This is a genomic window from Indolivaga capnocytophagoides, assembly GCF_036511535.1.
Lineage (GTDB): Bacteria > Bacteroidota > Bacteroidia > Bacteroidales > Dysgonomonadaceae > Dysgonomonas_A > Dysgonomonas_A capnocytophagoides.
Window position 1 is genome coordinate 506,858 of record NZ_AP028867.1, and the last position, 22,473, is coordinate 529,330.

A 22,473-nucleotide genomic window follows, 5' to 3' on the forward strand; every position below is an offset into this window, starting at 1 on the left:
GAATAGTAACATTGGCTGAAGCCTGTTACTATTCGGTTTACTTCAACAATATTTTAACAATATGAAATATGAGACGAATATATCATAATTATATTGCTGTTTTTTTGATGCTGTTACTGGTCATTCCTGTATATGGGCAGGGTGTCGTTACCCGTAACGGATCTTTATCTGTAAGAGAAACGAGTCTTGTTAATAATAATGGCGAAAATATAACTCTAAGAGGTGTTAGTCTTGGATGGCATAATTGGTGGCCTCGATTTTTTAATAACAAAACGATCAGTTGGCTGCATCAAGATTGGAAAGCCGATATTGTACGTGTAGCTGTAGGTGTTGAGCCGGAAGGTGCTTATCTGGATAATCCTGATTTTGGAATTGAGTGTGCTACAAAGGCTATAGATGCTGCTATAAAAAATGACATGTATGTTATTATAGACTGGCATAGCCATCATATCCATAGCGAAGAAGCAAAAGCATTTTTTACACAGATAGCGCAAAAGTACAAAGGGTATCCTAATATTATCTATGAAATATTTAATGAGCCGGTAGACCTTTCATGGACAGAGATTAAAAAATATGCAGAAGAAGTTATAGGCGTGATACGGAGTATTGATTCTGAAAATATAATATTGGTGGGAACTCCCAACTGGGATCAGGATGTGGATGTTGCCGCTGATTCTCCGATTGCAGGATATAAGAACATAATGTACACCCTTCATTTTTATGCGGCGACACATAAAGAGCATTTTCGCGATAAAGCAGACTATGCTCTCTCTAAAGGCTTACCTATATTCGTTTCTGAATGTGCCGGTATGGAGGCCACAGGTGATGGACCTGTTGATGTTGCTGAATGGAATCTATGGACTGAATGGATGAAGCAGAAAAATATCAGCTGGGTGGCATGGTCGATTGCAGATAAGAACGAAACGTGTTCAATGATAAAAAATACAGATTCATCTATAAATAAATGGGGTGAAAAAGACCTGAAAGAGTGGGGTCAATTGGTTAGGAAAACATTAAGGAACGAAAAATAATGAAAACAAAAGGCATGACAGTAAAGCTGTTATTGACAAGCTTTATATTCATTTTTATTACCGGAGTATGTGGTGCGCAGGAGTCTGCTGCGGTAACTGATACTTATTCTTCAGCATGGCGTTTTCATGCCGGAGAAGGTGTGGATAGTTTATGGATGGATAGTTCGTATAATGACAGTGCCTGGCAGGAAGTGGTTATGGATAAGCTGCTTAAAGATCAGGGTGTAATATTCAGTGGATTTGGCTGGTATCGGAAGAATATTACGTTCTCCGATAAATTACAGTCGGATATAAAGGCTAAAGGTGCGGTGGTGTTGAATCTCGGAAGATTGGCTGCTTGTGACGAAGTGTATTTTAACGGAAAACTAGTTGGTAAAACCGGACAGTTTCCTCATGATTATATGGGATATTTCGATAATGAACGAAAATATCTGGTAACAGCTGACGATATAAATTTAAAAGGAGAAAATCTTATTGCTGTAAAATTTCATGATGGATGGGGAGTAGGTGGATTTCTAGGCGGAGGTCATCTGTTGGTATCATCTGCGGAAACCAATGATAAATTGTCTCTGAAAGTATCTGTTGCTGATCCCGATTATATATTTATAGGTGATGCTCCTATACGTATTACTCCTTCGATTCAAAATAAAAATACTTGGGATGTAAAAGGCCGACTGATCGTAACATTAACAACAGATGATTATAAGTTCGTTAAAGCGGATTCGCTTGAAATAGTAATACCTGCCGATAATCATTATTCAAGCACCTTTGAATATGCAAAGCCTGTTCCCGGATTTTACAGATATACAGTTCAGTTCAGAAGAAACGGAGAACTGGCATGCGAGAAAAAATTAAATGTAGGATATGAACCCGAAAAGATCAGTTCGCCAAGTGATGCTCAAGCCGATTTCAAAAAATTCTGGGATAATAGTTTGAAAGAGTTAGCTAAAATAGCTCCCGATTATAAACTGACATTACAGCCCGAATATTCGAAATTAGACTACGATGTATATCTGGTGGAAATGCGTTCTCTCGAAAATGAATTGATTAGCGGATATTATGCCAAACCCAAACGGGAAGGAAAATTTCCTGTGATCGTGGAATATATGGGGTATGGCTCATCCCCTTATCCGCCTAATCAATGGTGGGACGGATTCGCCTACTTTGTTTTATCCATACGAGGACAGGCTTTGAATAAACCGACAAACCGTTTTGGTACATGGATTACTTACGGACTTGATAAAAAAGAAGACTATTATTACCGTGGAGCTTTTATGGATGTTGTGAGAGCTTTGGATTTTGTTTGTTCCCGTCCCGAAATAGACAGCAATAAAATAGCTGTTCGTGGGGGAAGTCAGGGTGGAGCACTTTCCTTTGTTGCGGCTTCACTGGATAAACGGGTAAAAGTTGCAGCTCCTAATATTCCGTTCTTATCAGATTATCCCGATTATTTCAGAATAGCTCCATGGCCTAAAAGTGATTTTGATGTATATATGAAAGAACATCCTCAGGCAAAATGGAATGATGTATATAAACTGATGAGTTATTTCGATATAAAGAATCTTGCTCAGTGGATTCAATGTCCTTTGATAATGGGCATTGGAGTACAAGATAACGTTTGTCCTCCGCATATAAATTTTGCAGCATACAATCAGGTAAAATCAGAAAAATGGTGGATGGCTTTTCCTGAATTCGGGCATAGTGTCGGACGTGAATTTAATGAAGCAGCAATGCAGCTCTTTAGAGAAAAATTAAATGTAGAAAAACCATAAAGAAACAAATACAAAGGCTTGAAACTTTTTATTTGTCCATCCAAGCATAACAGCAACAGCCTGTTATTACTTTAAAATACGACATTAAATACCTAGGTAAGAGTTATTATTCATAATATACTGTGGCTTATAAGTCGTGTTTGCTGCTTGTTGGAATTGATAATAGATAGAAAAAATAATAATAGGTCTAACGATCTTAATACTTATTAAATGATGAATGAACTATTCGATAAACGACTGAAAGCTGTTACGGCAGAATATGAAAATTTGATTTCACGTAAAAACGAACCGGTATTGCCCGGAAATGGAATATACGAACGATATAAATATCCTGTACTCACGGCCGAGCATGCTCCTGTATTCTGGAGATATGATCTTTCGCCGGAAACCAACCCTTATTTTATGCAGAGGTTTGGCATTAACGGTACATTCAATGCTGGTGCGATCAAATGGCAGGGGAAATACCTGATGGCGGTACGAGTTGAGGGTGATGATCGCAAATCGTTTTTTGCTATAGCCGAAAGTCCAAATGGTGTAGATAATTTCAGGTTCTGGGAATATCCTTTGACTATTCCCGAAACCGAGAATCCGGATATTAACGTATATGATATGCGTTTAACAGCTCATGAAGACGGATGGATATATGGGGTGTTCTGTTCTGAACGGAAAGATCCGGATGCTCCTGCCGGAGATTTATCATCGGCTGTAGCTGCGGCTGGTATCGTACGATCAAAAGATCTTAAAACATGGGAACGTCTTCCTGACCTCAAATCTAAAAGCCAACAGCGTAATGTGGTTTTACATCCTGAGTTTGTAAACGGAAAATATGCTCTTTATACTCGTCCGCAAGACGGATTTATTGATGCCGGAAGTGGTGGAGGTATCGGTTGGGGATTGGTTGACGATATAACTAATGCAGAGGTTAAAGACGAAAAAATAATAAATCATCGTTATTATCATACTATCAAGGAGTTGAAAAACGGAGAGGGACCTCATCCGATAAAAACATCTAAAGGCTGGCTGCATTTAGCACATGGAGTTCGTGCATGTGCTGCCGGATTACGATATGTTTTATATCTTTATGTGACCGATTTGGAGCAACCCGATAAGTTAATAGCCGAACCTGCCGGACATTTTCTGGCTCCGATGGGTGAAGAACGAGTAGGAGATGTTTCGAATGTATTGTTTACAAATGGCTGGATAGCTGATGATGATGGTACTGTTTATATTTACTATGCATCATGCGATACCCGCATGCATGTGGCGGTATCTTCGATTGACAGGCTGCTCGACTATTGTTTCAATACAGAACCGGACGGTTACCGTTCGGCGGCATCTGTACAAACTTTAAATCGCCTGATAAAGAAAAACCTGAAGTAAAAGACACATCTATAATAAAGGGATTGTCTGATGTTATTTTTAGACAATCCCTTATATCCTAAAAAAAAATACCCGATGATAAACGCAGACAAAGTAACTCTTAAAGAAAAGGTAGGCTATGGCTTTGGAGATATGGCCTCTTCTATGTTTTGGAAGATATTCGGCATGTATTCCTTATTTTTCTATACAGATGTTTTTGGTATAACAGCCGCTGCTGCCGGCACTATGTTTCTGGTAGCCCGTGTATGGGATTCGTTCTTCGACTTGTTTGTTGGCATAGCCGCAGACCGTACGAAGACTCGCTGGGGACGGTATAGACCCTATTTATTATGGTTTGCCATTCCGTTTTCGGTAATGGGTGTGATAACCTTCTTTGTTCCTGATTTTGGAAGTACCGGTAAGCTTGTATATGCTTATATTACATATTCATTGATGATGATTGTGTATTCTCTCATCAATGTACCTTATGCTTCATTACTGGGTGTAATGTCTCCCGATCCGCAAGAACGTAACATTTTGTCGTCTTACCGGATGTCATTTGCTTTTATCGGCAGCTTTATTACTTTTATGCTGCTTCAACCCCTGATCGATTTTTATGCCGGAGCTTTCGGTAATCTTCCACAACTTTCCGTAGCCGAGCATGTCGCTGAAACGACAGTCAGTACATCTCCTATAGGATGGACTTTGGGGGTTGCTACAATCGGTGTAATCTGTTCAATCTTATTTTTCTTTTGTTTCAGATGGACTCGTGAGCGTGTTCAGCCTGTAAATAAAGAAGAAAATACATCAGTAAAACAAGATCTGAAAAACTTATTTCATAATGCTCCATGGTGGATTCTTGTAGGAACTGGATTAGCATCATTGTTGTTCAATGCAGTGAGAGATGGTGTTGCCATTTATTATTTTAAAGATTATGTACAGGTTGCTTATCGTGTTCCGTTTATCGGGTGGGATGTTACAACGGTTTATTTTCTGTTGGGGCAGGCAGCCAATCTGGTTGGGGTAATATTAGCTCCATCTTTGTCGGCGAAGTACGGAAAAAGAAGAACATATATGATAGCTATGGCTATGGCTGCATTATTTAGTGTCCTTTTCTTTTTTGTCCCGAATCAGCTCGGATTGATATTTCTGCTGCAAATAATTACATCGCTTTGTGCGGGTTATGTTTTACCTCTTTTGTGGAGTATGTTTGCTGATATCGTAGATTATCAGGAATTAAAGACAAACCGGAGAGCATCAGGTCTTATTTTTTCGTCTTCATCGATGTCTCAGAAGTTAGGATGGGCATTAGGTGCTGCCATTACAGGATGGATTCTTTTCTATTTTAAGTATAATCCTGAGGTTGTTCAGCAAAATGCCGATACTATTTTTGGTGAGCGTATTATGATAAGCCTTATACCTGCAGCTTGCTGTGTTATTGCTTTCTTTGGTATGATGGCTTATCCGTTATCAGAGAAAAAAGTAAAAGAGGTAACCGAAGAACTTGAAAGACGAAGAAAACTAGAGGAGTAATCGACTATGGAGGGATTTAAAGAAGAACTGATAAATAATATTCTTCCTTATTGGATGGATAAGATGCAGGATCACGAAAACGGCGGTTTTTATGGTCGTATAGATGGAACTGAAGTTTTGCATGCCGCGAGTAACAAAGGATCGGTACTGAATGCCCGTATATTGTGGACATTTTCGTCTGCATACCGAATCTTAAAAGACGAGAAATACCTCATTGTTGCGCGAAGGGCATATGAATATATAAAGACATATTTCATAGATAAGGAAAACGGTGGTATTTATTGGGAATTGGACAGTAAAGGAAATCCTGTAAATACTAAAAAGCAGACATATGCTCAGGGATTTGCTTTGTATGGCTTTTCGGAATTTTATCGAGCCACAGGTGATAAAGAAGCACTGGAATTGGCTAAAGAATTTTTCTATTTGCTCGAAAAATGTTATGATCAGCAATTTGGTGGATATCTCGAAGCATATACTGCCGATTGGAGACCTATTGATGATGTGAGACTGAGTGATAAGGATGCGAACGAAAAGAAGACTATGAATACGCATCTGCACATTCTGGAGCCTTATACAAATTTATGCCGTGTATGGGATGATGATGCCCTTAAGATCGCTCAGGAACGTTTGATCAGGATATTTACGGATAAGATATTAGATAAAAGTAATTATCATCTCAACCTGTTTTTCGATGAAGAATGGAATGTTAAGTTTCCTGCAATATCTTACGGTCATGATATCGAAGCATCGTGGTTGTTGTTTGAGGCAGCAGAGGTATTAGGCAATAAGTCATTACTGGATGAAATAAAAAAAATATCTATTAAAATTGCTAATGCAGCTACAGAAGGATTACAACCCACGGGCAGTATGATCTATGAATCTAAAGGCAGTCATCTGGATAAAGAATGTCATTGGTGGGTTCAGGCTGAAGGAGTTGTCGGGTATATGTATGCCTACCGGAACTCGGGAGATCATACCTATCAGGAAAAAGCAGCTAAATTGTGGAACTATATACAACACAATCTGGTTGACACTCAAAACGGCGAATGGATATGGAGCCGACTTCCGGATGGAAGCATCAATAAGAAAGATGATAAAGCCGGATTCTGGAAATGTCCTTATCACAATAGCCGGATGTGTATGGAAATGATAGAACATTTTTAGGTTTTATGCCTGTATAATTGCAATCAATCAGAGTTACTTATAAACGAAATAGTATGAAAAAAACATTGGTAATAATGGCAACATCAATCGGATTAGTAGCCGGAGTACATGCCCAGACTAAGGCTGAAATAGAAAAGAGGGCACACGAAATAGTGGCTAAAATGACTTTAGCCGAAAAAATAGGTCAAATGTCGCAGGTAAGTATCGATGCTGTATGTAAAGGTGAAGATACACCCCAAGGCAGTACAGTGGCATTAGACAAAGACAAATTGTATGATGTGATTGTCAATTATCACATAGGCTCTATTCTCAATTCTCCTAATACACGTGCTCGTACACCCCAGTGGTGGACTAAAACTATTGAGGAGATTCAGCATATGGCTATGAATGATACGCGTGTCAAAATTCCTGTGATATACGGGCTCGACCAGATACACGGAGGTACATATACTGCCGGGTCGACAATATTTCCTCAGGAAATAGCATTGGCGGCATCTTTCAATCCTGCTCATGCCCGTAAGATGGGCGAAATTGCAGCTTATGAAACCCGAGCAAGTAATGTTCCCTGGAATTTTTCTCCGGTATTGGATTTAGGTAGTGATCCTCGCTTTCCTCGTCAGTACGAAGGGTTTGGCGAAGATCCTTATGTAGGATCCGTTTTCGGATATGAATTGGTTAAAGGATACGAAGGAGATAATAATAATGTTGGCGACAAGAATAAACTAGCTGCATGTATGAAGCATTTTATCGGTTATTCGGTTCCCATCAGTGGAAAAGACCGTACACCTGCTTATATACCTATGCCGGTTCTGCTTGAATATCATGCACCTGCATTTCAGGCAGCTATAGATGCGGGAGTACATACTGTTATGATCAATTCGGGTATTATCAATAATGAACCTGTGCATGCCAGCTATAATCTTTTAACGAAACTGCTTCGTGAAGATATGGGATTCGATGGAATGATTGTTACAGACTGGGAAGATATCAATAAGCTATATACAAGAGACCGTATGGTTCCCTCGATTAAAGAAGCCATCAAGGCGTCAATAAACGCAGGTGTGGATATGTCTATGATTCCTTACGATTATAAAGAATTTTGTGCACTGCTGACCGAATTGGTAAATGAGGGTGAGGTTCCGATGTCTCGTATCGATGATGCTGTGACAAGGGTTATTGTATTGAAATTAAAGCTGGATTTGTTTAACACTCCTAATACATATGCAAAGGATTACCCTCGCTTTGGATCGGAAGAGTTCAAACAGGCATCATATGATGCAGCTGCCGATGCTATTACATTATTGAAAAATGATAATAAGATCTTACCACTCCGCAAAGGAGCTAAAATATTGGTTGCTGGACCTAATGCTGTAAGCAAGCGTTCATTAAACGGAGGTTGGACATTCTCTTGGCAAGGAGAAAAAGTCGATGAGTTTGCCGGAGATTATCATCATATATTATCAGCCGTAGAAGCCAAATTCGGAAAAGAAAATGTAAGTTATGTTCCGGGAGTTAGTTATACAGATGCTGTAGAATATGCCACAGAATACAAAGACCATTTTGATGAAGCTGTTGCTGCTGCCAAAAATGCTGATTATATTGTCCTTTGCTTAGGTGAAAATTCGTATTGCGAAAAGCCCGGAGATTTGGATGATTTGTATTTGAATGACCTTCAGACTGAATTAGCCAAAGAAATGTTGAAAACCGGGAAAAAAGTGATACTTGTTTTGAGTGAAGGCCGCCCTCGTGTAATCTCGAAAATATCATCGAAAGTAGATGCCATTGTGCAGACTTATCTGCCCGGATTGTTTGGTGCGGATGCTTTAGCGGATATTCTTGCGGGTGAGGTAAATCCTTCGGGTAAACTGCCGTATACTTATCCTGCATTCCCTAATTCGTTAGTACCATATTATCATAAACATTCCGAAGAACAAAAGAGAAGTGAAGGTGTATATAATTACGAAGGTGATTTTAATCCGGAGTATCACTTCGGATACGGACTTAGCTATACTACCTTTAGCTACAGCAATCTGAAGATAGACCGTACGCGTATAGGTAAAGATTCGAATGATGATATTATCATATCCATAGATGTTAGAAATACAGGTAAAGTGTCTGGTAAAGAAGTGGTTCAATTGTATTCGAGCGATCTATATTCGAGTGTTATGCCTGATACAAAAAGATTGAGACGTTTTGAGAAAATCGCACTTAATCCGAATGAAACCAAAACGGTAACATTCAAACTGAAAACGAAAGACTTATCGTATATCGATATGAATAATAAGAGGGTAATCGAACCCGGAGACTTCGAGCTGCAGATAGGGGCTTCTTCTAATGATATTAAAGAAAAAGTGATTCTTACAGTTGAGTAACAAATTGACATGAAAAAAAAACTAATATTATTCTCGATTTTATGTACTGCTATTATGGCATGTAAACCACAAGGCAAGACATTCTCCAAACAGCCCATTGATAGTAATGCTACAACCGAAACGGTTGCATTATATAACAAACTTTTTGAAGGTATGGATAAAGGCATTATGCTGGGGCATCAGGATGATCTGGCATACGGGCATGGGTGGTACAAAGAAAACGGACGGTCTGATGTTAAAGATGTGACCGGCGATTATCCTGCAGTCATCGGTTGGGAACTCGGACACATAGAGATTGGAGCTGAAGTAAATCTAGATTCTATTTATTTTTCGGATATGAAAAGGTATATTGAACAGACTTATAAACGAGGCGGTATAACCACAGCAAGCTGGCACGGCGATAATATTGTTACCGGTAATACAGCGTGGGATTGTGCTCAGGATTCGGTTGTGAGGTCTGTTTTACCGGAGGGAGTTAACCATGCCAAGTATTTGACATGGTTGGATCGGGTCGCCGATTTCTTTCTGGGTTTAAAAGATGATGACGGCAATGCTATACCTGTTATCTTCAGAATGTATCACGAGCATACCGGAGATTGGTTTTGGTGGGGAGCAAAGCAATGTACTCCTAAAGAATATAAAAAATTTTGGATTATGACCGTTGATTATCTGCGAGATACAAAAAAAGTGAATAACCTGCTGTACGCATATTCTCCATCAGAGACAAATGATGAGGCTCATTTTCTGGAAAGATATCCGGGAGACGATTATGTCGATATAGTAGGATATGACTGTTATGTGCCTGGTAAGGATTCCGCATCGATCGAAAGCTATAAACAGGCAATGGAGCGTAATCTGAATACAGTAACGTCTTATGCTCTGAAATCGGGTAAGCTGCCAATAATCGGAGAAACCGGCATGGAAAGCATTCCGGATACTACTTATTTCACACAGGTAGTTCATCCTATTATCAGTAAGTATAAGATTGCGTGGATACTGTTTTGGCGTAATGCATGGGAAAGAAACAGCACTCATCATTATTATGTTCCTTTCAAGGGACATGCAGCCGAAAATGATTTCAAACAATTCGTCGATCAGAAGAATATATTAATGAACAATGATATAAAGTGAATTAATGATGAGAAGACTTAATTTATTCCTTTTACTTTTATCTCTGTCATTCATGGCAGTATATGCTCAGAAGAGTTTTCAGCTGAAATCTCCGGATTCGAAGCTGAGTGCAGATATTGTTGTTGGTAAAACAATCCATTATTCGGTATCTCATCAGGGAGATGTCATGTTATTACCATCTGCCATATCTATGAATTTGGCGGATGGAATATCTTTCGGTATCGATTCTAAATTAGCAGGATCGTCTACCCGTTCAGTGAATACAATTATAGATGCTCCTGTTTATAAAAAAAACAAGGTCGTAGATAATTATAATGAGTTGATCCTTCGTTTTAAAGGTGATTATTCTATAAGCTTCAGGGCTTATAATGATGGTATAGCTTATCGGTTTGTGTCTAATAAGAAACAGTCCTTTATTGTGAATAACGAGCAAGCTGAATTTAACTTTCCTGATGCCTCTAAAGCATATATTCCTTATGTAGATGACCGCAATGGAGCTAAAGATACATTCGAAAAACAGTATTATAACTCCTTTGAAAACACATATCAACATATTCCTTTAGCTGAATGGAATAAAAAACGGCTGGCTTTCTCACCTCTGGTAGTGGAAGGTGTAAACGGCAAAAAAGTCTGTATTGCTGAGTCTGATCTTTTAAATTATCCGGGTATGTTCCTGTATAATAGAGATGGTGCAGATGGTTTGATAGGAGTCTATGCTCCATATCCCGCCACTACAAAGCAAGGAGGGCATAATATGTTGCAAGATGAGGTTATATCGCATGAATCGTATATTGCAAAGTGTGAAGGAAAGACCTCGTTTCCATGGAGAGCGGTAATAGTTTCGGAAAAAGACGCAGAGCTGGCAAACAGCGATATGGTCTACAAATTGGCCTCTGAATCTGATAAAAGCATAGACTACTCGTGGGTAAAACCCGGAAAAGTAGCTTGGGACTGGTGGAATGACTGGAATTTGAAAAATGTTGATTTCTATACAGGAGTGAATAACGATACTTATAAATATTACATTGACTTTGCTTCGAAATATGGTATTGAATATGTTATTCTGGATGAGGGATGGGCTGTGAATCTTCAGTCCGATTTATTTCGGGTACTACCTGAAATAAATCTGCCCGGACTTGTGGCATATGCTAAAAGCAAGAATGTAGACCTTATACTATGGGCAGGTTATTATGCCTTTAATAAAGACTTGGAACGTGTATGCAAACATTATTCCGAAATGGGAATCAAAGGGTTTAAGATCGACTTTATGGACAGGGATGATCAGATAATGGTCGATTTTCATCATCGGGCGGCACAGGTAGCTGCCCAATATAAGATGTTGGTCGATTTTCACGGTACATATAAGCCTACAGGATTGCAAAGAACGTATCCTAATGTTATTAACTTCGAAGGTGTTCACGGGCTTGAGCAGATGAAATGGTCTCCGTCATCGGTCGATCAGGTGACGTATGATGTTACTATGCCTTTTATCCGTATGGTCGCAGGTCCTATTGATTATACTCAGGGGGCCATGAGGAATGCTACCAAAGACAATTACTTTCCGGTAAACTCAGAACCCATGAGTCAAGGAACGAGAACCCGTCAATTGGCTGAATACGTTATATTCGAATCTCCATTGAATATGCTTTGCGATAATCCTTCTAATTATATGAAAGAAGATGAGTGTACCCGATTTATCGCAAATATCCCGACAGTTTGGGATGAGACGGTAAGTGTGAACGGAGAGATAGCTAAATATTTGACGTTAGCACGCCGAAAGGGTGATGTCTGGTATTTGGGAGCTTTAACTAATTGGGATCAGAGAGAACTGATTTTAGATTTGTCTTTTCTGGGAGAAGGAAACTTCAAAGCTGAAGTGTTTCAGGATGGAAAAAATGCTCATAGGGTAGCATCAGACTATAAAAAGATAGAGATTCCTGTGCCTTCCGATCGTAAATTGAAGATAAATATGGCTCCCGGTGGTGGCTATGCCATGAAGATATCGAAGATTTGATTTGTACAATTTTATCTATAGTCAGAATAACTCTAAGTTGATTTGCAGGTACGAGTAATTATAGTTTATAAGAAAAATAGTAACAGACGTAAAAAGTTAGTTTCGACGTAACTTTTGTAACCTTTTCCTAAATAATCCTACCCCCCTAAAGCAAATTTCCTGGTATCAGGTAGATTTCCTTTAGGGGCTTAGGTCTAAAAAGTAATAAGATAAAAATTAGGAGATGTATCTCGAAGCCGTTGTTAAATTCTATATCACAGATGTACGGGCATGTCCCGATCGATGTTAAGAATAAAATGGTATAGGTAAGAGTAAGTCTTTAGAATCTGGAAAATATTTCGTGTTAGAGAAAGGGGTGTTCCAAAAGTCTACCATCCCATATTCAGATGAGGACTATTAAGGGGATAATTGTCTGTATATTCATTGTCTATCTATAATGACAATCGGAACTGTAAGCACTTTGAGAACAACCCCTTATTAATTAGCTTAATAGCATGCAGATATGCAACTTATCAGAGCCAAAACTAATATAGTTGCTAATATAATCATACGTGAACTTTTTACGAGGTAAACCACCTTACTTTGATCTCTAATTTATTATTAATGGTAATATCAAGCTCTATATTAGATAAAGGAGATTCTGATTTATCCATGACTATTCCTTGTACTCTGAAGTTTAGTGATTTTTTTGATTTCATTTCATTAAATACACTATTCATAAAGGTTTTATATTCACTGTCCTGATCTATACCTAGGGTAATACCTGAGTATGTCTCGTTTAGTTTCTCAACTGTAATTGTCTTATTGTATCTTTCAGATACATCGCTGCAGGATATTTCTAATTGGACTAAATCTCCAGATTGTAGATTTTTACTTTCCATTCTGAATTGAGAACTTTTGAGCCATATGTCTAGAATTTTGTCCCAATCTTTGTCGACTTTGCTTATATCGTTTTTGGAGATTTCTTTTTCAGCCGAAAATATGCCACTTTCACCAGTTATTTGTTTTGATGGATGGATGTTTAATGTAGCGGATCGCTTTTCGTCAAATAAATCTTTTTTGCAAGATAAAGAGGTTGCTGATGATACTACAATTAGTATTGCTAAAATAGTTTTAATTAGTGATTTCATGTTATATTGTTATGATTGAGTATTTAAAATTGATGTTATTATTATTTGAAACGATAGCCTATACCGAAGCTTATAGTATGTATGTCTATCTTAGACCTGTTCCGTTTATTAGAACGAAGATCCTTCAGACCTCGATATTCGGCTTGGAATGTTACACCATTGTGAAGTTCATAGCCAATAATTCCAGCACCTCCTCCATACCAATGATTAAGCCCCATTCTTATATACCCATCCCAGTAACCAGGCCAATCATAGTCGTAACCTGAGGAATTTCCTATTTTCCATTTTGCATCTTCAGAGTCAAATCCATATCCAACTATTGGACCTAGGCCAAAGAAAAATTTACCACTGTTGGATTCAAACTGCCCTAATACAAATATTGGAACTTCTACAGATGAGTATTCATATTTGAATCTTTTATATCCGAATCTGATTTTGCCTTCAGTATAACTCATTGACAGTTCAGGTTGTATTGCAAGATTAGGGCTAAATTCAATGTGGGCAAAGGCACTAACAGTGATTCCTGGTTCGAAATTATTCTTCTTTTCTCTTAATTTTTTTGATTTAATGTTTGTCATACTCCCATTAGCTTTTAGACCAAATGAGGTATCCTGTGCATTTATTTCTGTTATTAATCCTAATAATAGAATAAATACCAAAATAATTTTTTTCATATACTTGCATTTATTAATCTGTGACAAATATATTCGTGTAATGAGTGTCTTCTGTAGATTTGAGACAAACCAGCTGTTTTTGTAGACGAAATTTTGACTTTCTATTTTATTCGTAAGTTTGTATTTCTGTTTTAGACGTTTTTGCTTATTGTTAGTGTATCATAAAAAAATCTTTCAAACTATACGGCTTGGTACCTAGTTTGAAAGATTATATATCTAAAAAAATAGAGAAATCTTGTCAGAACAATCCTTTTTCTCCTCTCAAGGTTAGCAGCACTACATTTAAAGAGGCTAGTATCTTTCGGGAATTACTAGGTAAAAACATTCTGCCCCATAAACTCCGACGTTGGGTGTTTACAGCTACTATGTCTACTTTTTCCGTTTCGATAAAGTCTTTTATTCCTTGTACAAAGTCGGTCTCATTAATTAGTTTATAGCTAATGTTCATATCTGAATATTTCTGAGTGAAAGACTCTTGCAGTTTTAATAAGTCTGACTCAGACCATTTACCATTGCGTGCATCGGTAATTATGTGAACTAAGGTAATTTTGAGACCTTTGTAAGGTAGCAGATGGTTTACCAGATAGTCAAACGAATATATATCCCGACGATGTATATTCGTGAAAAAGGCGATATGTCTGACATCTTTTGCTCCTTCAAATGAAGAATTTTCAGGAATTGCCAAAACCGGAATATCCGTCATTTCTATGATATCGGCGGTAACACTCCCCAAAATATTTGTCCTGTTGTCATTTGTACCTCTTTTACCAAGTACTAACAGCATGGGTTTATATTCTTCTATAAAGCTTTCTATTTCCTCTTCAACTATTCCCTCCCTTAACGAATAAGAATAGTTAACGGATGGGAACTTACCTGCTTCGATATTCTTGTCTATTTCGACACACAGATCAAGCATCTGTTTTCTTGATTTATCCAGAATGCTGATATCTCCATCATTCTTTAGTGCATCTGCGAATGGAATTTGAGTGGGAAAATAGATATTGTTATAAACGTGCAATATCTTTACCTTAGCATCTAATTCCTTTGCTATACTGAAGGCTGTCTGACATGCTTTCATCGAATAGGTCGAAAAATCGACAGCTACAAGTATCCGTTTACGACCATCATCCATTTTCAGGGTTTGCATATCATTATAACTGAATAATTTATTCTCTTCGATAATTGTCAATGCCTTTGAGATCTGCGATTCTTTAATCTTTACGGCATATCCTTTTGCAGTATCGCCTACATAATCATTCTGGCTTAATTCTTCCAGATAAACCGGAATGTTTCTGCTTTCCAGAACTTCTTTTAGCTTAAAGGCTTTTTCTTTGGTATGTATAGCTAAAGTTATAATCTTATCTTCCATATCTCTTTATAATTTGGTTATAATTAAATTTACAGCTCTCTGTAATAAAGGTAGGTTTTTTTAGCTTTCGTCTATACAAAAATAGAATATTTTATGATACTTCAGCCTAAATTAAGAGGAAAAATAGGACATTTGATATGGTTTTTCAGTCTTTGGTAATTATTACCGTATTAATAATTTAGCGATGCAGATAGTTCCATTGAAATGTTCTGTTTTCAGAATTCAAAAGAACAAGCTATTCTATTGATAAGATGAATACTGCCTTCTTGTTGTTGTCTTAGTTTTGCTTATATTTCTTTATCTATAAATAATGTGTCGGAAAAATAGGACATATATAAATGCAAATCAAAACAATACTTCAAAACGGTGCATATTATCGATATATTGATATTTTATTTGCCAGTTATGTAATTTGCAGATTTGGTATGTGATAGATAATCCGAGACCGTTCCCTTTCTTGTTTTCTGAAGTCCGGCTAAATCTTCTGAATATTTTGTCTGTATCTAATGCTGTCTTTTCTCCGGTATTTTCTATAATAAACGAATTAGTATCAACTCTAATGATAATCCTGGCATCCGCAGCTTCCGTATTATGACGGATTGCATTTACAATAAGATTATTTATAAGGCTTTCCAATAGTATTTTATTTGCTGATAAGATCGTATGGCCTCCGATATCTGCAGATATTACAATACCATTGCTTTCGGCTAAATCCGTAAGATTACCGAGTTGCTTGTATAAAAGTCTGTTGAAATCTATCTCTTCGGTTTCTTTAAATTGATTATTATCTAATCGAGCCAATAAAAGAAGATTTTTGTTTAACCTTGTGAGACGCGAAAGGATATCGTATAAAGAATGTATTGTTTCGACTTGCTCTTCCGATAAGTTTGGTTCCTGTAAAAAGACATCCAGTTTACTCTGAAACACAGCCAGAGGTGTCTGCAGTTCGTGAGAAGCATTCTGAACGAACTCTTTCTGCTGATTATATGCCTTTAGATTATTGGATATTAAGTTATGTAATATTGTGTTTAGCCGATTGTATTCTATCGTATCGGTCTGTTCGAATTGGGGGGTGTTACCTTTATCAATATCAAAATTTTCAACTTTAGACAAGCTATCATAAAAGGGTCTCCATAATCTTTTAGATATAGCTCTCAGAACAACAAACATACATACAAATAATACTATAAATAAAATACCATATTGTCCTACAAGAGTTCTAGCCAGATCATCATCTTCAATCATGGCAATACGCGACATCAGAATATAAGGTTCACCTTGTATCGGTATTTTTTGATAATAAACCCTATAGTCTACTTCGTGACCTTCTGCTTTATTATAGAATGGTTTTTCAATGACGTGATTTAAAGAATGATGTAAATCGGTAATATTAATGTCTGATATGGCGGATAAGGGGAATATCTGCATGTCTTCATTATACTTGTTCCAGTGATCAATCTCATCAATAGTAAAAGAAGATAAATGATCTGCCACAAATTCATCACTTCTGAATATAATAAGTTCGTCAAGATCTTCGGCATAAAAATGTTTCATGACGAAAAAGAGCAAAGGCGAACAGCATGTTAATATAATGACAGTAGATATAGTAAACTGCCCCATGCTTTTTCTTAATAAACTTTTTACTCTTCCCATTGATAGCCTGTTCCGTAAATATTCTTAATATGATTGGCACAACCTGCATCGGCAAGTTTTATTTTCAGATTCTTGATGTGGGCATATACAAAGTTCTGGCTGTCGAGCATATCAGCCATATCTCCCGACAGATGTTCGGCAATTGCATTCTTGGAAATAACCTTGTTGCTGTTGCTTACTAAATACAAGAGTAGTTCATATTCCGATTTTGTAAGTAATATATCCTGATTGTTTGCTATTACCTTCTTTCCTAGTAGATCTATTTTTATATTGTTAGATTTGAGGGTATTACTGTGCGAGAACTGTTTTCGCCTCAGTAATGCGTATATTCGCATACTCAGTTCCGATAGAGGAAACGGCTTGGATAGATAATCATCTGCACCTATTTTAAGACCTTCAAGCCTGTCATCGAGTGTACCTCTGGCTGAAATAATAATGATACCGCTGTCGACGCCCTGTCTCTTTATTTCCTCCAGCACTTTCAAGCCATCCCCTCCTGGAAGGTTTAGGTCTAAGAGAATGCAATCGTAATTATATATAGACACTTTGTCCAGAGCATCTTCAAAATTATAAGCCTGTTCGCAGATATAGTTTTCCGAAGAAAGGTATTTCTTTATATTCTGAGATAATTCCTTTTCATCCTCGATGATCAGTATTTTCATAGTATATTCATTTATCTGTTAATATCACCAGAGAACCTCCCGCTATTAATAACGCTCCTAATATGACTTTCCAACTTACAGGTTCTTTCAATATAATGAAAGAAAGAAATATCGTGAATACGACACTCATTTTGTCTATCGGTGCTACTTTCGAAGCATTGCCAAGCTGTAATGCTTTGAAGTAAAATAACCAGGATAATCCCGTTGCTGCTCCTGATAGGATTAAAAATATCCAGTTGGTCTTTGTTAGTGTTTTTATCGATCCAATTTCGTTTCCGGCCAGTACAATACCCCATGTTATAAATAATATTACACATGTTCTGATAGCTGTTGCCACATTAGAATCTACATTCTTGATTCCTATTTTTGCAAATATAGCCGTTAATGCAGCAAACACAGCTGATAATATTGCATACCATTTCCACATATTCTGAAATTGTTTGTTTTTTCTTATAACTACTCTTCTTGACCTTTTTTTATTTAAAAGGTAACAAAGGTTACATGGGAATCCCTCTTTTATACCTGTTACCTTTATTTCTCATTCACTGTTTTACTTATAGATAAATATAGCAGTTACAGACCTGTCTTAAGTAAATGAAAGTATTTAATGATACATTTTCAAGTTGTGACAGGTTCAGGATACTTACTAAAGCCGTAAATAGGTCTGGCCCTTAATCCATGAAAACACTTCTGACCTTAAATTTAAAAACCTAAAGTTACCTAACGGATTTTGGAGAAATTTAGAATTTAACATTTTTAATATTCCGATCTGTCATTATTCTAAATTCCTACAAAATTGAACTGCCATATTTGAACCACGATTACAAAATAGAAACCGATTATGTTAGACCGTATTTTGCCATACGAAACAGATTTATTTTTTCTGATCAATGGTGCTCATACTTACTTTACCGATTGTGTTATGTGGTTGTTTTCCGGCTCTGTGATATGGATTCCAATAGCTGCTTTTCTGATATTCCGGCTTGTATATAAAAAGAAATGGACAGAATGGCTACCTCTTCTGATCGCAATTATATTATTATTTATCTGTTGCGATCAGTTTTCTTCGGGTTTTGTCAAACCGACGTTTGCCCGTCTCAGACCAACTCACTATCCTGTAATTATGGATCATGTCAGAACCCTGTATGGATATACGGGAGGACAATATGGCTTCATGTCGGGGCATGCTACTAATGCATTTGGATTTGCAATGCTTACTTCATTGGTTTTCAAAAATAAAGTATATACTATATTTATTTTTATCTGGGCGGCGATTATGGCTTATTCCCGAATTTATTTAGGTGTTCATTTTATCTCGGATGTTTTTGCCGGAGCTGTATTCGGTTCTCTTATAGGATATTCTGTGTTCAGATTATATGTACTTACAACTAAAAAGATATTCAAAACAAAAGAGGCTTCTCCTTCAGTCATTTATTCAGGAAATCAGGTCACTTTTATGTCGATTGTTTTTATCAGCTATATTTTTCTGTTTTGTTTTTTCAGTGAGTGGCTGATTGTTTTTCTTTCTCATGTGAAAGTCTGGTAGAAGTAAACTCTTAGTTAAATAGGTCTGTGACCTTAAAATTCAAGCAATGAAACATTCCGAAAGTTCGATAAATGTGATAATAAACCCAACCTCGGGAACTAAATCAAAAGACTATGTAATAAAATGTTTGAAAAAGTTAAGCCGCGAATATGACTTTCACTTTTTCTATACGGAATATCCTCATCATGCTACCGAAATTGCATTGGAGTCTGTACAACGTAGCGTCCGTTATGTAATAGTAGTAGGGGGAGATGGAACAATAAATGAAGTTGCAAGAGCTTTGGTCGGTACGGATACTGTTTTGGGAATTATACCTCACGGGTCGGGTAACGGACTTGCCAGACATCTGCATATATCTATGAATATAGCCAGGGCTATCGATATATTCAAACAGAATAAAGTGCAGCAAATAGATTACGGCATAGCCAACGGCAATCTTTTTTTCTGTACATGCGGGGTTGGATATGATGCGGAAGTAAGTGAAAAATCCCTTAACCAGAAGAAGCGGGGGATTATGATGTATGCGAAGAATATGATAGATGTATTCAGAAACTTTAAGCCGGAGAGTTATCGGGTAACAACCTCTGCCGGAAACTTTCATGGTAAAGCCTTTACTATAACCTGTGCAAATGCTTCCCAATACGGAAACAATGCGTATATCGCACCTAATGCTGATATCTGCGATGGTAAAATGAATATTTCTATTTTAGATCCTTTATCAGCGGTCGATATTCCTAGAGCCGCTTTGCAGATGTTTACTAAGCGGATAAATGATAATCCTAAGTTGAACGAACTTATTTGCTGTACAGCCTCCATAGAAAGAGAAACTGATGGAGTGATGCATTTAGATGGAAATGCCATATATACAAGTAAAAATATCAATGTCGAAATAATTCATAAAGGACTTAATGTATTGGTCCCATAGATTCCCTAAAAATATGATAAGTAACTGGATGAATGCTCAAAGCCCGGAAAAGGGGCGGTTTTATGTATTGCCTTTTTTTAAATTAGCCCTCTTATATGTTGTAGTCGGATTTGTTACACGTATTGTGTTGATAACCAATGGGCAGTCACTTGTTAATTTCTCTCTGTTAGAATGGGTACAGATTTTTCTGTTTGGATTTATAAACGATCTATGTATTATAACTATTGGCTATTTTTTTATGTGGCTCTGTCTTAGTTTTATGTCGGATAAGAAATATACTTATCTTTGGGGATATCTGCTTTTTTCTCTGATAGGCATTGCTTTGGGGTATGTTCTCTTTTTTAATACCGTTTTTGATGAGTACGGAAGTGCTGTTCCCAAGATTGTAAAAGGAGTGCTTGCTTATAAATTTATCAGTTTCGGATTAAGGCTTTTTATTCCCCGGATACGGAAGACCTGGAGTTCTATCTGTTATTATTTTGTATTTTACGTATATGTCGTCTGTATTTTATTTATTGCTATCGGAGAGTATTTCTTCTGGGACGAATTTGGTGTCAGATATAATTTTATAGCTGTCGATTATCTTGTTTATACAAATGAAGTTATCGGTAATATTATGGAGTCATATCCTATTATCCCTCTGTTTTCAGTTTTACTTTTAGTATCGGGTGTCATCACCTATTTGTTGGTTAGAAAAGAGCGGAGTTTATTTAATAAATACGCATCAACCCTATATAAAGCAGGGTTATCCGTTGTATATTTTCTTCTGACAGGTATTGCTTTCATTGTGCTTAATCTGAATGTCCGTTTTCAGAATCGGAGTAACGTTTTTGTCAATGAACTTCAAGCAAACGGATCTTATAAATTTTGTCTTGCATTTGTTAATAGCGAATTAAGTTATACAGATTTCTATATAACCATACGCCAAAAAAGTGCGGAGGATATAATTAATGATATATATAAGAGTAAAGGTTCCGATAATTTACAAGAGATACGTGATTCTTTGCCTGAAATTCATAAGAATATCGTTCTCATAACAGTTGAAAGTTTAAGTGCATCTTTTCTGAAACAATACGGTAATACAGAAAATTTGACACCCAATTTGGATAAACTGATGAATCAGAGTCTTGTCTTTAATAATTTATATGCTGCAGGAAACAGAACGGTGAGAGGTTTAGAAGCCTTAAGTTTGTGTCTTCCTCCGAGTCCCGGCGAAAGTATCATAAAGCGTCCTGATAATTCCAATCTTTTTTCGATCGGGAAAGTGTTGAAGAATAAGGGCTATACTGTTCAGTTTATGTATGGAGGAGATAGTTACTTTGATAATATGGGCACATTCTTTTCGGGCAACGAATATACCGTTATAGACAAAAGTAATTTTACGCAAGACGAAATTTCGTTTAGTAATATCTGGGGAGTTTGTGACGAAGATATGTATAGCAAAGCGATAAAGATTTTTACTGAAGATGCAAAAACAGGAAAACCTTTTTTCGGGCATATTATGACAGTAAGTAATCACCGTCCATTTACCTATCCGGATGGGAGAATAGACATTCCTTCAAACAGCAAGTCGAGGAATGGAGGAGTGAAATATACCGATTATGCAATTGGTAAGTTTATGGATGAAGCTCGCAAACAGTCGTGGTTTGATAATACTGTTTTTGTAATAGTGGCAGATCATTGTGCGTCAAGTGCAGGTAAAACAGAAATTCCACTCGATAAATACCATATCCCTGCATTGATTTATGCTCCGGGTTTTGTCAAGCCTCAAGTTGTGAATGCGTTAGTATCTCAAATAGACTTGATGCCAACTGTTTTCGGATTACTTCACTTTTCATATAATTCTAAATTCTATGGAAAGAATATCTTTTCGCCGGAATATGAGCCTAAAGCATTTGTTGCCACTTATCAAAATCTGGGTTACTGGACAGACAATATTCTCACAATATTATCTCCGGTAAAAAAAGTGCAGCAGTATAAGGTGATGCCATCGGATAATTATCAGTTTGAAATGAAGACAGTTAATAAAATTGATTCGATTTTATTAAAACAAGCTGTAGCTAATTATCAGTCTGTAGATTATGGTAAAAAGTAACAGCCTGAACATTCTTTCAGGCTGCTTCTTTTCTTCAATCAGA

17 protein-coding genes are annotated in these 22,473 nt (G+C 37.0%); 11 read left to right on the forward strand and 6 right to left on the reverse strand.

The features are described from left to right. The first annotated feature begins 68 nt into the window (after nucleotides 1–68). The 8 genes from AABJ51_RS02260 to AABJ51_RS02295 all read left to right on the forward strand — a co-directional run bounded on the left by AABJ51_RS02260 (nucleotide 69) and on the right by AABJ51_RS02295 (nucleotide 12,376). Complete coding sequence (locus AABJ51_RS02260) at nucleotides 69–1,031, forward strand: glycoside hydrolase family 5 protein (RefSeq protein WP_338374235.1); 963 nt, start codon at nucleotides 69–71, stop codon at nucleotides 1,029–1,031. Further along, nucleotides 1,031–2,803 (forward strand): acetylxylan esterase, encoded by a 1,773-nt coding sequence (locus AABJ51_RS02265; protein ID WP_338374236.1) that lies wholly within the window; start codon nucleotides 1,031–1,033, stop codon nucleotides 2,801–2,803. The genes AABJ51_RS02260 and AABJ51_RS02265 overlap by 1 nt, the downstream gene beginning before the upstream one ends. A gap of 213 nt (nucleotides 2,804–3,016) precedes the next feature. After that, entirely contained in the window at nucleotides 3,017–4,183 is a 1,167-nt protein-coding gene (locus tag AABJ51_RS02270; RefSeq protein WP_134437147.1) for a glycoside hydrolase family 130 protein, read from the forward strand. A 75-nt stretch (nucleotides 4,184–4,258) separates the two neighbouring features. Next, the gene (locus AABJ51_RS02275) at nucleotides 4,259–5,695 is read left to right on the forward strand and encodes an MFS transporter (RefSeq protein WP_338374237.1); all 1,437 of its coding nucleotides are present in this window, start codon (nucleotides 4,259–4,261) and stop codon (nucleotides 5,693–5,695) included. A 6-nt stretch (nucleotides 5,696–5,701) separates the two neighbouring features. After that, nucleotides 5,702–6,859, forward strand: a complete 1,158-nt coding sequence (locus tag AABJ51_RS02280; RefSeq protein ID WP_338374238.1) for an AGE family epimerase/isomerase — start codon at nucleotides 5,702–5,704, stop codon at nucleotides 6,857–6,859. Nucleotides 6,860–6,912: 53 nt separating this feature from the next. Continuing rightward, on the forward strand, nucleotides 6,913–9,231 hold the full coding sequence (locus tag AABJ51_RS02285) for a glycoside hydrolase family 3 N-terminal domain-containing protein (RefSeq protein WP_338374239.1): 2,319 nt from the start codon (nucleotides 6,913–6,915) through the stop codon (nucleotides 9,229–9,231). A 9-nt stretch (nucleotides 9,232–9,240) separates the two neighbouring features. After that, nucleotides 9,241–10,362, forward strand: a complete 1,122-nt coding sequence (locus AABJ51_RS02290) for a glycoside hydrolase family 26 protein (protein WP_338374240.1) — start codon at nucleotides 9,241–9,243, stop codon at nucleotides 10,360–10,362. 7 nt (nucleotides 10,363–10,369) lie between these two features. Beyond that, nucleotides 10,370–12,376 carry a retaining alpha-galactosidase gene (locus AABJ51_RS02295; RefSeq protein ID WP_338375923.1) on the forward strand — a complete coding sequence of 669 codons (2,007 nt, stop codon included), beginning with the start codon at nucleotides 10,370–10,372 and terminating at the stop codon, nucleotides 12,374–12,376. 560 nt (nucleotides 12,377–12,936) lie between these two features. Here AABJ51_RS02295 and AABJ51_RS02300 read toward each other — a convergent pair. From AABJ51_RS02300 to AABJ51_RS02325, 6 genes are all read right to left on the reverse strand, one after another. Continuing rightward, nucleotides 12,937–13,506: a hypothetical protein gene (locus AABJ51_RS02300; RefSeq protein WP_338374241.1), complete on the reverse strand. Its 570-nt coding sequence runs from the start codon at nucleotides 13,504–13,506 to the stop codon at nucleotides 12,937–12,939. Nucleotides 13,507–13,547: 41 nt separating this feature from the next. Beyond that, complete coding sequence (locus tag AABJ51_RS02305) at nucleotides 13,548–14,180, reverse strand: outer membrane beta-barrel protein (protein WP_338374242.1); 633 nt, start codon at nucleotides 14,178–14,180, stop codon at nucleotides 13,548–13,550. 238 nt (nucleotides 14,181–14,418) lie between these two features. Further along, nucleotides 14,419–15,549, reverse strand: a complete 1,131-nt coding sequence (locus tag AABJ51_RS02310) for a universal stress protein (protein WP_338374243.1) — start codon at nucleotides 15,547–15,549, stop codon at nucleotides 14,419–14,421. Between the two features lie 345 nt (nucleotides 15,550–15,894). After that, a complete protein-coding gene (locus AABJ51_RS02315; protein ID WP_338374244.1) occupies nucleotides 15,895–17,202 on the reverse strand; it encodes a sensor histidine kinase in 1,308 nt (435 codons plus the stop codon). After that, nucleotides 17,190–17,864: a response regulator transcription factor gene (locus AABJ51_RS02320; RefSeq protein ID WP_026625670.1), complete on the reverse strand. Its 675-nt coding sequence runs from the start codon at nucleotides 17,862–17,864 to the stop codon at nucleotides 17,190–17,192. The genes AABJ51_RS02315 and AABJ51_RS02320 overlap by 13 nt, the downstream gene beginning before the upstream one ends. A gap of 7 nt (nucleotides 17,865–17,871) precedes the next feature. Beyond that, the gene (locus AABJ51_RS02325) at nucleotides 17,872–18,291 is read right to left on the reverse strand and encodes an EamA family transporter (RefSeq protein ID WP_026625671.1); all 420 of its coding nucleotides are present in this window, start codon (nucleotides 18,289–18,291) and stop codon (nucleotides 17,872–17,874) included. A 414-nt stretch (nucleotides 18,292–18,705) separates the two neighbouring features. On the opposite strand from AABJ51_RS02325, the gene AABJ51_RS02330 reads away from it, so the two are divergent. The 3 genes from AABJ51_RS02330 to AABJ51_RS02340 are packed head-to-tail and all read left to right on the forward strand — an operon-like array spanning nucleotide 18,706 to nucleotide 22,430. After that, complete coding sequence (locus AABJ51_RS02330; RefSeq protein ID WP_026625672.1) at nucleotides 18,706–19,410, forward strand: phosphatase PAP2 family protein; 705 nt, start codon at nucleotides 18,706–18,708, stop codon at nucleotides 19,408–19,410. A 46-nt stretch (nucleotides 19,411–19,456) separates the two neighbouring features. Next, complete coding sequence (locus AABJ51_RS02335; protein ID WP_035331281.1) at nucleotides 19,457–20,335, forward strand: diacylglycerol/lipid kinase family protein; 879 nt, start codon at nucleotides 19,457–19,459, stop codon at nucleotides 20,333–20,335. A gap of 13 nt (nucleotides 20,336–20,348) precedes the next feature. After that, nucleotides 20,349–22,430, forward strand: a complete 2,082-nt coding sequence (locus AABJ51_RS02340; RefSeq protein ID WP_338374246.1) for an LTA synthase family protein — start codon at nucleotides 20,349–20,351, stop codon at nucleotides 22,428–22,430. Nucleotides 22,431–22,473 lie beyond the last annotated feature (43 nt).

Bases quoted from the DNA above. Each gene is read 5' to 3' on its own strand.
- AABJ51_RS02305 (WP_338374242.1), bottom strand. From the start codon at position 14,180: ATGAAAAAAATTATTTTGGTATTTATTCTATTATTAGGATTAATAACA.
- AABJ51_RS02315 (WP_338374244.1), bottom strand. From the start codon at position 17,202: ATGGGAAGAGTAAAAAGTTTATTAAGAAAAAGCATGGGGCAGTTTACT.
- AABJ51_RS02280 (WP_338374238.1), top strand. From the start codon at position 5,702: ATGGAGGGATTTAAAGAAGAACTGATAAATAATATTCTTCCTTATTGG.
- AABJ51_RS02325 (WP_026625671.1), bottom strand. From the start codon at position 18,291: ATGTGGAAATGGTATGCAATATTATCAGCTGTGTTTGCTGCATTAACG.
- AABJ51_RS02295 (WP_338375923.1), top strand. From the start codon at position 10,370: ATGAGAAGACTTAATTTATTCCTTTTACTTTTATCTCTGTCATTCATG.
- AABJ51_RS02335 (WP_035331281.1), top strand. From the start codon at position 19,457: ATGAAACATTCCGAAAGTTCGATAAATGTGATAATAAACCCAACCTCG.
- AABJ51_RS02310 (WP_338374243.1), bottom strand. From the start codon at position 15,549: ATGGAAGATAAGATTATAACTTTAGCTATACATACCAAAGAAAAAGCC.
- AABJ51_RS02285 (WP_338374239.1), top strand. From the start codon at position 6,913: ATGAAAAAAACATTGGTAATAATGGCAACATCAATCGGATTAGTAGCC.
- AABJ51_RS02330 (WP_026625672.1), top strand. From the start codon at position 18,706: ATGTTAGACCGTATTTTGCCATACGAAACAGATTTATTTTTTCTGATC.
- AABJ51_RS02340 (WP_338374246.1), top strand. From the start codon at position 20,349: ATGATAAGTAACTGGATGAATGCTCAAAGCCCGGAAAAGGGGCGGTTT.
- AABJ51_RS02300 (WP_338374241.1), bottom strand. From the start codon at position 13,506: ATGAAATCACTAATTAAAACTATTTTAGCAATACTAATTGTAGTATCA.
- AABJ51_RS02265 (WP_338374236.1), top strand. From the start codon at position 1,031: ATGAAAACAAAAGGCATGACAGTAAAGCTGTTATTGACAAGCTTTATA.
- AABJ51_RS02260 (WP_338374235.1), top strand. From the start codon at position 69: ATGAGACGAATATATCATAATTATATTGCTGTTTTTTTGATGCTGTTA.
- AABJ51_RS02275 (WP_338374237.1), top strand. From the start codon at position 4,259: ATGATAAACGCAGACAAAGTAACTCTTAAAGAAAAGGTAGGCTATGGC.
- AABJ51_RS02320 (WP_026625670.1), bottom strand. From the start codon at position 17,864: ATGAAAATACTGATCATCGAGGATGAAAAGGAATTATCTCAGAATATA.
- AABJ51_RS02290 (WP_338374240.1), top strand. From the start codon at position 9,241: ATGAAAAAAAAACTAATATTATTCTCGATTTTATGTACTGCTATTATG.
- AABJ51_RS02270 (WP_134437147.1), top strand. From the start codon at position 3,017: ATGAATGAACTATTCGATAAACGACTGAAAGCTGTTACGGCAGAATAT.